The following is a 16453-nucleotide window of genomic DNA, read 5'->3' as shown; positions in this document are numbered from 1 at the left end:
TCAACTATTATTTGTGAATAAATACAGGTTATAAAAATTTTTTTAATAATAACTTCTAAAATTATGTTTTTTTGATTTATTTTTGTATATAATTATTAAGAATGCAATATTAAGAGGAGTGATCTGTTTGTTATTTGACTTTATAAAGGATAAAAATAAGAAAATATATTTTATAGGTATAGGCGGCATAAGTATGAGTGGACTTGCAGAAATTCTTATAGAAAAAGGATTCTCGGTATATGGCTCAGATATTAAAGCTTCACCTATAACTGATAAATTAAAATCCCTTGGTGCTAATATATTTATAAATCAAGTTAAGGAAAATATAACTTCTGATCTGGATTTAATAGTATATACAGCAGCCATATCAGAAAATAATCCTGAACTCATAAGAGCAAAGGAATTAGGTATTTCTCTTATGACAAGAGCTGAATTTTTAGGACATATAATGAAAGGACATAAATATAATGTGGCTATTGCCGGAACTCATGGAAAGACTACAACTACTTCAATGATGTCCAATATATCCTTAAATGCTAATTTGGATCCTACTATATTGGTAGGAGGAGAATTGGATATAATAAATGGGAATGTAAGAGTTGGAAATAGTGAATACTTTATTACGGAAGCTTGTGAATACAAAGGTTCATTTCTTAAATTTTTCCCATATATAGGTGTGATTTTAAATATAGATGCAGATCATTTGGATTATTATAAAGATATATATGATATACAAAATGCATTTATAAAGTTTGCCAGATTAATACCTAAGGATGGATATCTTGTATGTTGTAGCGACAATGAAAAAATGGCTAAAGTCATTTCAAGTGTAAACTGTAAAATAGTTACCTATGGTTTAAACAGCGGAGATGTAATAGCCCAGAATATACACTATGATGAAAAAGGTTGTGCAAGTTTTGATGCCTATAAAAATAATAAATTCATATTATCAGTAAAATTAAATGTTCCAGGAAAACACAACATATTAAATGCCCTAGCAAGTATTTGTTCATCATTAATATTAAATATTCCCGATACAAAGATCTCAGAAGGATTAAATAATTTTAAAGGTGCACACAGAAGATTTGAAATCAAAGGTAAAAAAAATGGAATAATAGTAATAGATGATTATGCTCATCATCCAACTGAAATCAAAGCTACATTAAGTGCAGCGGAAAACTATCCACACAAAAGAATATTTTGTGTATTTCAGCCACATACTTTTTCCAGGACATTGAGTCTATATGATGAATTTACAAAAGCATTTGACAATGTAGATGAATTGATATTAGCTGATATATATGCAGCTAGGGAAAAAGATACACATAAGGTTAGTTCAGCTATGCTGTCAGAGGATATATCCAAAAGAGGAGTAAACTGTAGAAATATCCATGATTTTAATAATATAGTGTCCTATTTAAATGATACTCTAAAAGACGGTGATGTACTTTTTACCATAGGTGCAGGTGACGTATTTAAAGTAGGAGAACTATATTTAAAAAAATAAATTTATATAAAGTGTGTAAAACCTCTGAATATAGTAAATACTACAAGTAATTACTATATTGGAGGTGTTTTAATTTGAAAAACTTTTTAATATCAGCTGGAGTAGATATTGTATTGATTTTTATTGCTTATTATCTATTTAAAAATATACTTAATGGACCTATACGACATAAGATATATGAAAAAATATTTAGTTCTATGGCCAAATTCATAATATACGTGTTTTTAATCACTATAGGTATAAATGCTATTATAGCATTTTCATTATATAGGACTTCTTATATAGCATATATAAATATAATTGCTCCAGCTGTTGTATCGATATTGGTAGGTTTCCTAATGTCCACAGTTCCAACTAGGGGTACTGGTGATTCATCAGTTTAAACAATATTATATATTTACTGATATATAATATGATATAATAAGTGTAATAAAATACATTATTTCCCGAGGAGCTGTTTGGAATGAAAGAAAAATATAGCCAGTTATTCAAGGTTATACTAGAATCATACTATAGTGGAAATTTCGAGCAAAAAATAAAAGAAATTTTCTCAGAAAGCAATATTGATAAAGAAGAACTATGTTCTGTAATTTCTTCACTTTGTGGAACTAATATACCATATAGCAGCAATTTTACATCCGATTTAAAAAATGCTATAGAAAACTATAATAAAAATAATAAAATAGTAAATAAAACTAAACGCTGTTCTCTAGATTGCAAGGATGAAAATGGCGATATCGCCTGTGTAAAATCTTGTCCTTTTGAAGCTATACTTGTAGACAATGATAAAAATACAACTTATATTGACACGGATAAATGTACAGATTGCGGAATATGTGTGGAATCTTGTCCATCGGGTGGCATAATGGATCAGGTTCAATTTTTACCTTTAGCAAATATATTAAAAGATAACTCTCCTGTAATTGCTGCAGTAGCACCAGCAATAGTAGGGCAATTTGGCAGCGACATAAAAATAGGTCAACTCAGAAGTGCCTTTAAAAAGATGGGTTTTACTGACATGGTGGAAGTAGCATTTTTCGCAGATATGCTCACATTAAAAGAATCCATAGAATTCGATCATTACGTAAATAGTGAAGATGATCTTATGATAACCTCGTGCTGCTGCCCTATGTGGGTTGGTATGTTAAAAAGAGTTTATAAGGATTTAGTAAAATATGTGTCTCCTTCAGTTTCACCTATGATAGCTGCAGGGCGAGTTATAAAAAAATTAAACTCAAATTGCAACGTTGTATTTGTTGGACCCTGTATAGCTAAAAAAGCTGAGGCAAAAAACAAAGATATAGCAGGAAGCATAGACTTTGTACTTACATTTCAAGAGTTAAAGGATATATTTGAAACTTTTAAAATAAATCCTTCTGAACTTGAAAATGATGAATCCTCAGAGTATGCTTCAAAAGGTGGAAGACTTTATGCTCGTACAGGTGGTGTATCTATTGCAGTAAACGACGCAGTAGGAAGAATATTTCCTGAAAAAAAGAATTTATTAAAAGCAATTCAAGCAAATGGAATAAAAGAATGCAAAGAAATTCTTTCAAAAGCTCAAAATAATGAAATACATGCTAATTTCATAGAAGGCATGGGATGTATTGGCGGCTGTGTCGGTGGACCTAAAGCTATAATTTCTAAAGAACAAGGCAAAAAACATGTAGATGAATTTGCAAACAATTCAGATATCAATGTGGCAGTAGACAGTATATGCATGAATACCATATTGAATAAAATAGGAATCAATTCTATAGATGACTTTAAAGATGAAGAAAAAATATCTATATTTGAGAGGAACTTTTAAACTACATAAAAAATATAATTAGTTTGACATAAATTTTATTTTATGTCAAACTAATAATCGTATAATTACTTATAAAAATTAATAATATATTATAAGGTTCAATTTAATATTAATTAATACTGAATTGATTAAAAGGGAAGTTGAGTGTAAATCTCGCACGGTCCCGCCGCTGTAAAAGCGAAGTCTTTATTAAAATATCACTGAGAAATTGGGAAGGTTATAAAGATGATGATGCTTAAGTCAGAATACCTGCCTGTAATATTAATCCATTAACTCTACGACAGATAGGGGGGTTTTCGATGTGTCCTTTTAATTACGATTATATTTAAACCCCACAGTATTTTTGCTGAGGGGTCTTTTAATGTAATTATACAATTATAAAAAAATTTTATTTTGGAGGCTTTTTATGCATATAGAAGATGGTATACTTTCACCACAGTCCTGGGGTACCTGGTACGCTATTAGCGCAGTATTTCTTATTCCTGGTGTTAAAGAGATAAAAAAGAGAGTAAAGGAAAATTTATATTACAAACCTTTTCTAGCTATGATGGGAGTAGCAGTGTTTATTATATCAGTGATGCACATTCCCGTACCCGTAACAGGTTCTTCTTCTCATCCCTGTGGTACTGCCCTAGCAGCAATAATAGTTGGGCCCTTTGCAACTACAGTAATTTCAGCAATAGCTCTGTTTTTTCAGGCAATATTTCTAGGACATGGTGGTATAACTACCCTTGGAGCAAATAACTTTTCCATGGGTATAGTTGGGGGAATTTCCGGCTACCTGATATGGAAAATATTTAGATATTTTAAAAGTCCTTTATGGCTGGCTGCTGGAGCAGCAGGAATTGTAGGAGACATATTAACATATTTAACGGCAGCTTTTGAACTTGCATTAGATTTACATGGTAATATCCCGTTTTTTAAACAATGGATGGTATTTTTCTTCGGATATGGACCGACTCAAATACCTCTAGCTATAGCAGAAGGTGTTTTTACTGCAGTAATTATTCAAGTTTTGGCTTCTAGAAGACCAGATCTTATGCCTAATGTTTTATTTAAACCAAAAGACAAGGAGGCTATTTAATATGAGTTCAAATATTGAAAATACTAGTTCCAGTTTAAAGTTTTTAGATAAGTTCACCAAGGTAATGTTAGGCATTGCTTTTACTATCCTATTATGCATATTTGTTTCAAGCAAATATATGTACAACCATAAAATGGATGCTGGCGGAACAGATGACGTAGTAAATACAATGGCATCTAAGACAATAAAAGCAGAAAGTCATCCTTTTGTTGAATTACCTGGGGATGCACAGGTAGGTGCTTTTACTGTAGCCGGATTTTTTTCTGGTATAATTATAGGGCATCATTGGGAAAAACTTTTTGCTAAACCAGAATCAAATAAAAAATCTTTAAAGGAAGAATAAAAATGGAATTATCCAATTTTAATCATTTCAATAATTTAAATACTCCTATACATCGTATGGATGGAAGAATAAAAACAGTGTTATTTCTCAGCAGCATAATAATTGCTGCTGTTTCTTCACACTGGTATTTTATAATTTCTCTTTTTCTAATTTCATTAATATGTTTTAATACATTAAAAATACCCTGGAAGAATTTATTAATCAGACTTATTCTTCCATTTGCAATAGCATGGTTAGTTTTTTTAAGTAGTTTATTTACTAATGGGAGTCATATATTAACGTGCATTTATCTTGGTTCCATAAAATTAAATATTTATAGAGAGGGGCTTCAGCTTGGATTTATAATTCTTTTGAGAATTATAACTGCCGTAAGCTTAGCTTGTATTCTATCCTTTAGTACTCCTATGATAGAAATTTTAGAAACATTAAGAATACTTAAGATTCCCTCTATAATAATTGATATAGCCGATATGATGTATAGATATTTATTCATAATAGAAGAAACTGCACAAAATATGAAAAAAGCTCAACTTAGCCGTCTTGGTGATTCATTGAATTGGATAAATAAAATAAAAGATTCTGGAAAAATTGCACTTTATATATTGATAAAATCTCTAGATAAAAGCACTAGAATATATAAAGCTATGCTTAGTAGAGGATATAGTGAAACAAGTAATACAATAAACTTCTTTAATCATCCTATACCAAAATTTGATCTATACCTTGGTATATTTTTAGAAATTATTTTAATAAGCATATTAATCTTAAATATATTAATCTAGTTAAAAAAGGTGATAAATATGGAACTTATAAACTTATCCAATGTAAACTATACTTATGTTGACGGAAATACAGTTCTTAAAAATATAAATATGAATATAAATCCACAAGAAAGAATAGCAATACTTGGACCAAACGGAGCTGGAAAATCTACTCTATTTCAGCTTTTTAACGGACTCTTGACCCCTACTTCTGGAAATATTACTGTAGATGGAATGACTGTCTGTAAAGAGAATTTATCTAAAATAAGACAAAATGTAGGTATGGTATTTCAAGATTCAGATGATCAACTTTTCAATTCCAATGTACGTCAGGAAATTGCCTATGGTCCTATGAATATGGGGATTAAAGGTAAAGAACTAGATGAACTTATAAAATGGGCTTTAAACTCAACTAAAATATCTGAATATGAAAATAGAAGTCCTAATACTTTAAGTGGTGGTGAGAAAAAAAGAGTTGCACTTGCCAGTGTTCTAGCAATGAAACCTAAAGTTCTTGTATTGGACGAGCCAACTGCAGCTTTAGATCCTATTGGTGTATCTCAACTCATAAAATTATTAAACTCTATAAATAAAGATTTAAAAATCACCATAATATTTTCTACCCACGATGTTGATATAGTTCCTCTTCTAGCAGATAGAATATTTGTTTTAAACAAAGGTGAAATAGTTCTCCATGGATCAACTAAAGAAGTATTTTCAAATGTAGATATACTTAGAAAAATAAATTTAAGGCTTCCTAGAGTAGCTCATTTAACAGAAATTCTAATAAAAGATGGATTTATAAAATCAAACAATCTTCCTTTAACTATAGGACAGGCTAGAGAACTTTTTAAGAAAAATACGATTAAATAAATTATTTTATGTTAAAATTATTATAGATTTACTATGATTAATGGAGATAAATATATGGATACATCAAAAGAGAAAAAGTTTATAGATCTATTTAAAAATATTAGTGGTGCTATTTTTGATTTAGATGGTACACTTATTAATTCTATGTGTATATGGGATGATATTGATAGAGAATACTTAGGAAAAAGAGGAGTAAGTATTCCTAAAAATCTAAAATATGATATAGAAAATCTTAGTTTTACTGAAACAGCTAAATACTTTCAAGATAAATTCAACTTATCGGACAGTATAGATGTTATACAAAAAGAATGGTATGATATGGCTTTTTATAAATACTCAAATACTATGATGCTTAAACCTTATGCACTGGAATTTTTAAAGCTTTTGAAATCAAAAGATATAAAAATAGCTTTAGCTACAAGCAATTACAGAACCTTGGCAGAGACCGCTTTAAAGAAAAATAATATATATGAATTATTTGATGTAATTACTACAACTGAAGATGTAAAACGTGGGAAGAATTTTCCTGACATATATATTATGGCATCAAAAAAAATTAAAGTAATTCCTCGAAAATGTGTTGTATTTGAAGATTCACTTGATGCTATTAAAACAGTTAAATTATTAAATATGAAGGTTATAGCAGTAAAAGATGCCTACTGTCCTCATAGTTGGAATACTCTATTACAATATTCAGATTTAGGTATCACGAACTTTTCTGAATTAATCAGCATATTTTATAAATATATTAATATAATATAATCAGCACAATTTTAGGAGTATATAATTATGATAGGTTTCTTGTTTTTTATACTTATATCTGGTTCATTAGCAGCTTTTTATTATTTAAAGAACAAAATTTCAGCTCAGCGAAAACAAATTTTACTTTTAAAATATGAAAATAAAAAATTAAAACACAAAATCAAATCACTTAGGAATAACTAATAGATAAGAAATGATATTATATATTGATTTATAATATCATTTCTTATTTATTATTGAGCCATTTTCATATTCTGGAACTATACTAACAATATCTTTTTGGCAGCAATATTCCAAATCCTTATCTAATTTCAGATTTTTAATCACTTTATAATGCTTTGCATATTTAATAAAACTTATTATATTTTTATTATTATCATATATATATTTAGCTGTTGTTGCTATATCTGAAGTTATTATACTATCAGTAATACTCATAATATTTTCTATAATATATCCAGCACAAATAAAGTCATCTATAGAAAACTGTCCATTAGTACCTGCATTTACAATAACAATATCATTATTCAAGCCTACCAATTTACTAGCCACTGCCTTTGCATTTATCATAGCTCCTATTAAAATATTCTTAGCTGTAATGCTATTTTTAATAGCTTTAGTACCATTGGTAGTTGTCATAACCAAAATTTTATTTTTTACTACATTTGTCTTATATTCAAACGGAGAATTAGAAAAATCAAAACCTTTTATTTTAACTGTATTTCTCTCCCCACCTAGTATATACTTGCTTCTATTTGAACTAACTATATCAAGAGCTTCATCAATATTTAATACGGGTATAACTTCCTTACAACCATTATTTATAGCCGTAATTATTACGGAAGTTGCCCTAAGCATATCTATCACTAATACAGATTTATTCTTTATCTTATCCTCTTTTATATCATCCGCTGATATAATTATATCTATATTCATAAAGCACACTCCCATTTTTGTTTGTTATTAGCTTAAATTAATCCCCTGATAAATCTTTTCATCATTTAGTTTTTTATCTATTGCATTTAGTATCTCCCATTTTTTCAAGCTCCATTTTGGTTCAATCAACATACTTCTAGGAGCATCTCCGGTAAGCCTATGTATAACTATACTAGAATCCGTATTTGCAATTGCTTCACATATTAACTCTATGTATTCTTCCTTACTCATAAATTTTAACAATCCTGAATTATATAATTCGACTAGAGGTGTATGCTTCATTAAATGCAACAAATGAAATTTTACTCCATTTACTTTCATATTAGAAACATATTTTACAGTATTCATCATATCCTGATATCTTTCATATGGCAATCCGAATATAACATGAGCAACTACATCAATATTTCTAAGTTTCAACTCAGTAACTGCCTTTTCAAAAGTATCAAGTTTATATCCTCTGTTTATCTTTACAGCAGTTGTTTCATTGGATGTCTGAAGCCCAAGTTCAATCCATGTGTATAATTTTTTGCTATATTCATAAATTAAATCCAAAACATCCCTACTTAGACAATCGGGTCTAGTTGCTATAGCAAGCCCAACAACTCCATCTTCTTTTACAGCTTCTTCATATTTCTCCTTAAGCACCTCAATTGGTGCATAAGTGTTAGTATAAGCTTGAAAATACGCAATATATTTACCAGATTTCCACTTATTATTCATAACTTGTTTTATATCTTGAAATTGATGATGTATGGAAAATTTCCTATTTCCAGCAAAATCCCCAGATCCTCTATCACTGCAAAATACACATCCTCCCATACCTATCGTACCATCTCTATTAGGACAGGAGAATCCTGCATCTAAAGATATTTTAAATACTTTACATCCAAACTTATTTCTCAAATAATAATTTAAACTATAATATCTCTTATCTCCCCAAAGCAATAAAATTCATCCTCCAACTTATACATATTAATTAACAACATTATATCACATTCTAATTGCTTTAAATTCCTTCAAATCTAACTGCCATTTACCTGTAATATCATTTATGGAATCATCTTGCTTTGATTTGGCTATAACATCAAAATTCAATACATCTTCATCAAAAGAAGAAAATGTTACATTAACCTTATCCATTGGGAAATTTTCTTCAAACTTATATTTTACCATATCTCCTCCATCTACTTTGTAAACTCTAATACAACTATTAACACTATCATTTGAATATTGTACGGCCAAAAATTTTTCATCTTTGGAGAATCCCATAAAATTAACTTTAGAATTTTTCAAAAGATCAATTGAAGTTATTTCTTTTCCAATTGAAGTCTCCATATCATCTTGACTTTGACTGGTATCTTCATTTCCTTTACCACTTTCCTGATCTCCTCCTGACTGTCCTTGAACTATCAGTGAATCATCTATACTTATTATTCCTATGTAAGTATTTGTATCCATGCTGGTAATTGCCAATAAATTACCATTATATGAGAAGTTCAGCATTCCAAATCTACGTCTAGGTACTTGTATTTTATCTATATTTACCTTATCATCCTTTGAAAATATATAATTTGGTAATCCTCTCAGGGACATAACTAAATTAGAATTAGCATCATTTTTATTTTTTAACCTTATTTTATTTTTATATATAAAGACTTCTCTTTGAATTATATTATTAGTTTCTGATATCTTATAGTTATTTCCTTCCTTTATTATTTTTATTGAATATTGATCCAAACTTGCAAATGGCTTTTCCTTGCTTGATCTGCAAACATTCATTATAAAAATTCCTGATTTTCCAACTTGACTGCTATTAGCTAAATTATATCCCAATATATTCAAATTTTTATTTTCATTTTTTGTTGGTGTATTTAAAAGTTCCTTTGAATACAATTTCTTTATGTTGTCCGTATCATCTTTTACAAGATAGTTCATATATGCTTCAGCTACACTTGAAGCAGCTTTCATATCAAAATTATTTTCGGTAATATAAGACTTATTCTTTGAATCCATTTGACATCCTGTAAAAAGTGCCAAAAATGAAACTATAATACAAAATAATTTTATTCCATATTTATTCATGCATTATCATCCCCTTATATTTTTAATTATATTTTTCCCTTAAATAAAAATTTAATTTATAATACATTATTTAAATTTAATTTTATATATTATATTAATGATACTTTTTTGCATAGAAATGGGGGATATATATTGAATAAAAAATTACTAATATCTTTACAAATAGCAGCTGTTTTCATAGGTACTGTAGTAGGTGCCGGACTTGCATCAGGTCAAGAAATAACACAATTCTTTACTATATATGGCTATAAAAGTTTTTTTGGTATACTATTGTGCTTTATTATATACATATTAATGTCATTTTTCATAATAAATATAAGTTCCAAGTACAAATTAAACTCTTATGATGGATTAATTTCACTTGTCAGCCCTGGAATTTTAGGGATTATAATAAATTCATTGACTACATTTTTTCTAATAGGAAGTTCATCTATAATATTAGCCGGAAGTGGCGCTCTAATACATCAATATTTTGGAATATCTAAATGGGTTGGAATAATAGCAATGGTATTAATTTCTCTATTTGTATTATTTAAAGATACTAAAGGGTTAATAAAAATAAACTCTTTTATAGTACCTTGCCTTATAACAATAATACTTACAATATTTATAATATATATATTATTTTATAGAGAAATAAATATATCTCAAATAAACACTATTTCAGGATTTAAAAGCCATTGGATCTTTTCTTCCCTCATATATGGATGCTTTAACATATTATGCTGCAGTGGTGTGCTTGTACCATTATGCAAGGAAATTAAAAATACAAATTTGCTTATGCGAGGTGTACTGTTAGGTTCATTAGGGCTCACATTACTGGCTTTAATAATAAATTTCTTACTTATACTAAATGTGCCTTATATATTCAAGTATGAAATTCCTCTATTATACATAGCTAATAGATTTGGAAAGTCTCTACAAATATTATTGCTGTTTGTAATGTGGCTTGAGATGTTCTCAACAGAAGTTTCAAATATATATAGTACTGCTAAAAATTTTGAGGAAGTGTTCAATTTACCTTATAAGCGAGCCTGTGTATTAATAATAATTATAACTATACCTATATCTCAAATAGGATTTACAAAATTAATATCGTTTTTATATCCTGCATTTGGTATAGTAAGTTTAATATTTATATTACAGTGCTTAATATTTTATGTAAAGAAACCTAATTAAATAATTTTATGTTATTATTAAAATATACCATTATATTGATTGGAGTGCCCTTAAATGTTAGATAAATTACAATACTGCAAATTATGCTCAAGAAACTGTGGTGTAGATAGAACAAAAAATACACTTGGATTTTGCAAAGCAGGAGAAAAAGTCAAAATAGCAAAAGTATCCCTACATAAATGGGAAGAGCCATGCATATCTGGTATTTGTGGATCAGGAACAATATTTTTCTCAAACTGCAACCTAAAATGTGTATTTTGCCAAAATTACAATATAAGTTCTAAAGGATTTGGAAAAGAAATTTCTATAAAGAGATTAAGTGAAATATTTTTAGAGCAGCAGGAAAAAGGTGCCCATAATATAAATTTGGTAACTCCCACTCACTACATACCTCAAATAGTAAAAGCATTGGATATTGCCAAATCAAATGGGCTGCGATTACCAATTTTATTTAATACAAATAGTTATTCTAATTTAGAATCGATAAAATATTTAGAAGGATATATAGATGTATATTTACCAGATTTTAAATATTTTGATGATAAATATGCTATAAAATATTCTAGTGCACCAAATTACTTTGAATATGCATCTAAAAATATAGAAGAAATGATAAAACAAGTCGGAAGTGTTGAACTAGATAAACATGGACTTATAAAAAAAGGTGTCATAATAAGACATTTGATGCTTCCCGGATTACTATTTGACTCAAAGAAAATAATAGATTATATTGCAAATAACTTTTCAGATTCAGCCTATATAAGTCTTATGAATCAATATACTCCCATGTATAAATCTTACATGTTTCCTGAATTAAATAAGCCTTTAAATCCTAAACATTATGATAAGATGATTGATTATTGTATTTCACTTGGAATTACTAATGGATTTATACAGGATTCTGGAAGTTCGTCTAGAAACTTTGTACCAGATTTCAATTTAAGTGGAATATAGAAGCCTAGTCTTAAAATATTCTCTAAAACTAGGCTTCTATAAATATATATTCATTAAATTTTATATTTTTCAAGATCATTTTTAAATACTTCAGTTATTCCTTTAAATTCTCCTATACCTTTTACAAGTTTTTTAATTTCATTTGTGTAATTAGATATATTAGCGCTTACTTCCTCAGAAGAAGCAGAATTTTCTTCTGCAATAGCAGCCAAAGATTCTACATTATCATAGACACCTGAAATAGAGTCTGACTCTTTAGTAAGCTCATTAATGGTTTCTATCATAGATGATGCTACACTGCTAATTGATGTTGTTGCTTCATAGTTTATATGCCTTACCTCTTCGAGGTTGGTAGTTTCACTTTGGAGCACATTAAACTGTGATTCTATTTTATATACAAGTTCTTTTATCTCTTCTACAAATTTATTAAGATTAGAATTAATCTCTTCCACAGCATCTTGTGACTGCTCTGCCAATTTTCTTATTTCTTCTGCTACTACAGCAAATCCTTTACCTTGCTCACCTGCTCTTGCAGCCTCTATAGATGCATTCAAAGCTAATAAATTAGTTTGTTCTGAAATTCCAGAAACTATAGAAACTATGTTTGTAATATTTATTGCTTTAGATTGAAGTTCTGATCCCTTATCCTTAACTTGTTGAAAGCTCTCCAAAGTATTCAATATGTTGTTGCTTGTACTATTTACATTTTCATAACTGTTGTTTATTTTATCTATGGCCTTTTCTAATTCAGACTTATTATTGTTTTCATTATCTACTATACTTTTAAGATTACTTATATTTTCATTTAATATTGATGCTACACTTTCCGTATTTTCGGCCTGATTTACAGCACCATCCGCTACCTGTTCTACTACTCCTGATATATCATTTGATGTGCTGCTCATGGAACTGCTTATTTTATTTATATTGCTGACAAAAGCTCCCATTTCATCAGTAACACCTTTAAAACCAACAAAGTCAGATCTAACAACTCCTTTATAATCTTTTAAAGATTTATATATATCTTCAAAGAAATCACCTGTCTCTATATCACTGTCTTCAATGTAACTATTATTCTTTATTTTGGATATACTATCTAATATTAATTTTTTAGGTTTTACTAATAAAGAACCTGATATATATGACCCAATAAAAGCTGCTGCAGAAACGAATAATATCTTAACTATATCATGTATTCCAAATAAAAAACCAGATACAATAAAGCATAAGATAAAGTTAAATATACCAACTTTTGCACCTAAATTTTTTATAAATCCAAAAGAAAGCAATTTACTAAATCTATAGACTTTTTTATAATATATATCATTTTCAAAAGTAAATTTAAACTTCATATAAGAATCATTTTTTTCAATTTGCTCTATCTGTAATTTTTCATTAAAAAATTTAGCACTTCCTTCTATCATACCCAATAGATAATCAAACATTCCTCTTTTAGATTTATATTCAAATATAGCTTCCCTATTAGAAATAGGCTCTATAATTACCAAAGGAGGTTTGGCACCGGGAAATTTTTTAGTCATGACAACATGAACATCAAACATAGATTTAAAAAACGAGTAAAGATTTTCATGCTTAAAAAACGCTGGATAAACCTTGTAAAACTGCTTTATATTATCTAAACCAATCTTTTTCCACACTACTTGAATTGGGTCATTACTTAATCTTGATATGGTTTTAATTGTTTGTTTTACTTTTTCATCATCTACATCTTCCACAGGAAAAAATATTTTAGATGGGCTCCACCCAACTGAACTCATAGCATTATCTGCAACTTTATCGCCATATAACTTTCTACAAGTTTTTATCCACGTAGCAACAACAGTACCTTTCATTCTTTTCCTCCTTTACATATTTATTATTAATTATAAATTTATCTCAAGCCTATCCAATTTTAAAATAGGTTTTAAATCTTTTTCTTCCTTAGTTTCCGTTCTCAAGCTTCCGGAATTGCTTATTAAAAGTACTTTACTTCCACCTAACCTTTTAATTTGTCTTACAACCCTGTTACCATCATATTCTAAAAGCAATATGGCATTGTTCTCTATTTCCTGAGTTAAATGCCCAAAAGCCATATCACCCTTCTTTATTCTAAATCCTGACATATCGTCATCTGATATCTTTAAGTATAGAACTTTATCTTTAGAATACCCCTCAATTTTATTATGTATAACAGGAAGTTGTTTAAATCCTATTGATTTATTTAAGTCATAATTATATATTGGAATATTTTTAAGTACATCTGATAATGCATCACTCCACACATCGTTTACTATTTTTTTAGAGTTTACAGGTTTAATTTGACTCTTTTCTTCCTCTTTATATATATTTTCTTCAAACGACATAGTTATGTCATTTATTTCTTTACCTAAAATTTTAGATAATCTATCAATTATATCTTGATTGGCTATTCTTTTTCCTATTTCTACTTCATTTATGAACTTTTCAGAAACACCTAACTTTTTAGCAAGCTGTTTCTGAGTCATCTTCTTTACCTGTCGTGCATTTCTTATCTTATCTCCTATTCTACTCATTTAGACCATCTCTTTCTAGAACATACTTATTTTTTCTTTTGTTGCTGCTGTTTTTTAAACCATTCTCTTTCCTGCATCAAATGATTGATTAAATAATCAAAAGTCCACTCAACAGATGTTTGAGTAACTACTGCAAAAATAGGACTTGTTAAAAACCCACTTTTAATTTCCTTCATTGAACTACTTAACTCAGACTCAGTTAAATTGTTGAACAAAATTATCTTTTCATCAGGTATTTTAACTGCCTTGATGATATTTGTACTTTCATCTATTATATCTTTCAACTTCATTCCAGCCATTGATTTCTCAATTATTTTATGACTAGAAAAATTTTTGCTGTTGGATATTTTATCTATAACTTCATTTTCTTTATTGTCTAATCCATAAGTTATTATAAATTTATTATTTTTTAGTGTCATTAAAATCACCTTCCTAAATATTTATTTTAAAAATTATATGTATTTATTGTGATTTCAAAAGCTTATAACTTAATTTTATTATATTATCTGTATTTAAAGAATTAAAAATCTTTACATTTCCAACCCTATTATTATCCAAACACTTAATATCATATTTTAAGAGTTGCCTTTTAAGCTGATTTACTGTTCCAATACTTCCGTCTATTATAGAAACTTTTTTATCCATTTCATTTAATACTTTTGATAATGTGTTTTTTATAAATGGATAATGTGTACATCCTAATACAACTGCTGCTATTTCATCATCCTTAAATGGTAAAAATTTTTCTTTTAAATATTCTTCTACTCTTTCTCCACAAGTTATTCCTTCTTCTATAAGTTCAACTAATCCAGGACAGGGCATTTTTTGTATTTTATGTTTATTGCTGTATTTTTTCATTAAGTTGTTAAATTTATCTTCCAGTAGGGTTACAGGAGTTGCCATTATAATTATCTTACCTTGAGACTTGAACTCAACTGCAGGTTTCAAAGCTGGTTCAATGCCAACTATGGGCATTATCCCTGTATATTTTTTTCTTAAATCTTCTATGGCAACGCTGGTAGCAGTATTACATGCAACTACCAATGCTTTTATATCCTTATTTAACAAAAACTTGACAGCATCAAAAGTAAGCTTTTTAATCTCATCATGATTTTTTACTCCATAAGGGGCTTTAATTGAATCACCAAAATATACATAATCTTCATTAGGAAGTATTGCAACTGCCTGTTTTAAAACACTTATTCCTCCAACTCCAGAATCAAAAAATCCTATTGGTCTATTTCTCATGTCCATATAATCACTCCATCATGCTAATACATGCTATTTACACTTTATTCCTATTATATAATATAGATATAAACTATACAAATTGAAATTCAACCTATGTAATCACATTAAATCATATATTTTATTTTATCATTATTATACTATACATTCTTACAAATATCCCTTAATACTACTCATATTATATCAAATAAAAATTCCATTAATTTTTATGTCATTATACTGTATTTTGAATCTTTTCCTATTGACATATGCAAATATTAATTATAAAATCAACAATATAACAGGAATATAATTAATTATTTAATATATATTAAACGTAATTATACTCTTTTATTATTTATGAGGGGGCAAACTTATGT

General features: G+C 28.3%; 18 protein-coding genes and 1 riboswitch. Of the genes, 11 read left to right on the top strand and 7 right to left on the bottom strand.

What is annotated here, in order from left to right; all coding sequences use genetic code 11:
* Positions 1-127 precede the first annotated feature (127 nt).
* The 9 genes from murC (at position 128) to J418_RS16280 (ending at position 7323) form a co-directional block, all read left to right on the top strand.
* A complete protein-coding gene (murC, locus tag J418_RS0113840) occupies positions 128-1507 on the top strand; it encodes a UDP-N-acetylmuramate--L-alanine ligase (protein ID WP_017895900.1) in 1380 nt (459 codons plus the stop codon).
* Between the two features lie 74 nt (positions 1508-1581).
* Positions 1582-1890: a hypothetical protein gene (locus J418_RS0113835; RefSeq protein WP_017753184.1), complete on the top strand. Its 309-nt coding sequence runs from the start codon at positions 1582-1584 to the stop codon at positions 1888-1890.
* A gap of 80 nt (positions 1891-1970) precedes the next feature.
* Positions 1971-3317, top strand: coding sequence for a [Fe-Fe] hydrogenase large subunit C-terminal domain-containing protein (locus J418_RS0113830; RefSeq protein ID WP_017895899.1), 1347 nt, complete (start codon positions 1971-1973; stop codon positions 3315-3317).
* Between the two features lie 77 nt (positions 3318-3394).
* Positions 3395-3587, top strand: a riboswitch (cobalamin riboswitch).
* 136 nt (positions 3588-3723) lie between these two features.
* On the top strand, positions 3724-4401 hold the full coding sequence (locus J418_RS0113825) for an energy-coupling factor ABC transporter permease (RefSeq protein WP_017753182.1): 678 nt from the start codon (positions 3724-3726) through the stop codon (positions 4399-4401).
* A gap of 1 nt (position 4402) precedes the next feature.
* The gene (locus J418_RS0113820) at positions 4403-4744 is read left to right on the top strand and encodes a hypothetical protein (protein WP_017753181.1); all 342 of its coding nucleotides are present in this window, start codon (positions 4403-4405) and stop codon (positions 4742-4744) included.
* A gap of 2 nt (positions 4745-4746) precedes the next feature.
* The gene (gene cbiQ / locus J418_RS0113815) at positions 4747-5526 is read left to right on the top strand and encodes a cobalt ECF transporter T component CbiQ (RefSeq protein WP_017895898.1); all 780 of its coding nucleotides are present in this window, start codon (positions 4747-4749) and stop codon (positions 5524-5526) included.
* A gap of 18 nt (positions 5527-5544) precedes the next feature.
* Complete coding sequence (locus J418_RS0113810) at positions 5545-6378, top strand: energy-coupling factor ABC transporter ATP-binding protein (RefSeq protein WP_017895897.1); 834 nt, start codon at positions 5545-5547, stop codon at positions 6376-6378.
* Positions 6379-6432: 54 nt separating this feature from the next.
* Entirely contained in the window at positions 6433-7140 is a 708-nt protein-coding gene (locus tag J418_RS0113805; protein ID WP_017895896.1) for an HAD family hydrolase, read from the top strand.
* Between the two features lie 27 nt (positions 7141-7167).
* Complete coding sequence (locus J418_RS16280) at positions 7168-7323, top strand: septum formation initiator family protein (RefSeq protein WP_017895895.1); 156 nt, start codon at positions 7168-7170, stop codon at positions 7321-7323.
* 36 nt (positions 7324-7359) lie between these two features.
* On the opposite strand, the gene J418_RS0113795 is transcribed toward J418_RS16280, so the two are convergent.
* The 3 genes from J418_RS0113795 to J418_RS0113785 are packed head-to-tail and all read right to left on the bottom strand — an operon-like array spanning position 7360 to position 10161.
* A complete protein-coding gene (locus tag J418_RS0113795) occupies positions 7360-8076 on the bottom strand; it encodes a 2-phosphosulfolactate phosphatase family protein (protein ID WP_017753176.1) in 717 nt (238 codons plus the stop codon).
* A 27-nt stretch (positions 8077-8103) separates the two neighbouring features.
* Entirely contained in the window at positions 8104-9024 is a 921-nt protein-coding gene (mnmL, locus tag J418_RS0113790) for a tRNA modification radical SAM protein MnmL/YtqA (protein ID WP_017895894.1), read from the bottom strand.
* Positions 9025-9069: 45 nt separating this feature from the next.
* Positions 9070-10161, bottom strand: coding sequence for a hypothetical protein (locus J418_RS0113785; RefSeq protein WP_017895893.1), 1092 nt, complete (start codon positions 10159-10161; stop codon positions 9070-9072).
* A 129-nt stretch (positions 10162-10290) separates the two neighbouring features.
* On the opposite strand from J418_RS0113785, the gene J418_RS0113780 reads away from it, so the two are divergent.
* Together J418_RS0113780 and J418_RS0113775 are read left to right on the top strand one after the other, a co-directional pair.
* A complete protein-coding gene (locus tag J418_RS0113780) occupies positions 10291-11340 on the top strand; it encodes a YkvI family membrane protein (protein WP_376701670.1) in 1050 nt (349 codons plus the stop codon).
* A gap of 54 nt (positions 11341-11394) precedes the next feature.
* Entirely contained in the window at positions 11395-12294 is a 900-nt protein-coding gene (locus J418_RS0113775) for a radical SAM protein (protein ID WP_017895891.1), read from the top strand.
* A gap of 53 nt (positions 12295-12347) precedes the next feature.
* Here J418_RS0113775 and J418_RS0113770 read toward each other — a convergent pair whose 3' ends face one another.
* Genes J418_RS0113770 through murI form a run of 4 tightly spaced genes read right to left on the bottom strand, consistent with a single transcriptional unit; the run spans position 12348 to position 16100 of the window.
* Positions 12348-14147 carry a heme NO-binding domain-containing protein gene (locus tag J418_RS0113770; RefSeq protein WP_017753171.1) on the bottom strand — a complete coding sequence of 600 codons (1800 nt, stop codon included), beginning with the start codon at positions 14145-14147 and terminating at the stop codon, positions 12348-12350.
* Between the two features lie 30 nt (positions 14148-14177).
* Positions 14178-14846: an XRE family transcriptional regulator gene (locus J418_RS0113765; RefSeq protein WP_017895890.1), complete on the bottom strand. Its 669-nt coding sequence runs from the start codon at positions 14844-14846 to the stop codon at positions 14178-14180.
* A gap of 26 nt (positions 14847-14872) precedes the next feature.
* Entirely contained in the window at positions 14873-15265 is a 393-nt protein-coding gene (locus tag J418_RS0113760; RefSeq protein WP_017753169.1) for a DUF3783 domain-containing protein, read from the bottom strand.
* A 43-nt stretch (positions 15266-15308) separates the two neighbouring features.
* Complete coding sequence (gene murI / locus J418_RS0113755) at positions 15309-16100, bottom strand: glutamate racemase (protein ID WP_017753168.1); 792 nt, start codon at positions 16098-16100, stop codon at positions 15309-15311.
* Positions 16101-16453: the final 353 nt, after the last annotated feature.

Source organism: Clostridium tyrobutyricum DSM 2637 = ATCC 25755 = JCM 11008, assembly GCF_000359585.1.
Lineage (GTDB): Bacteria > Bacillota > Clostridia > Clostridiales > Clostridiaceae > Clostridium_B > Clostridium_B tyrobutyricum.
The sequence above is the reverse complement of the archived record's forward strand: the minus strand, read 5'-3'. Positions and strand labels throughout refer to the sequence as shown.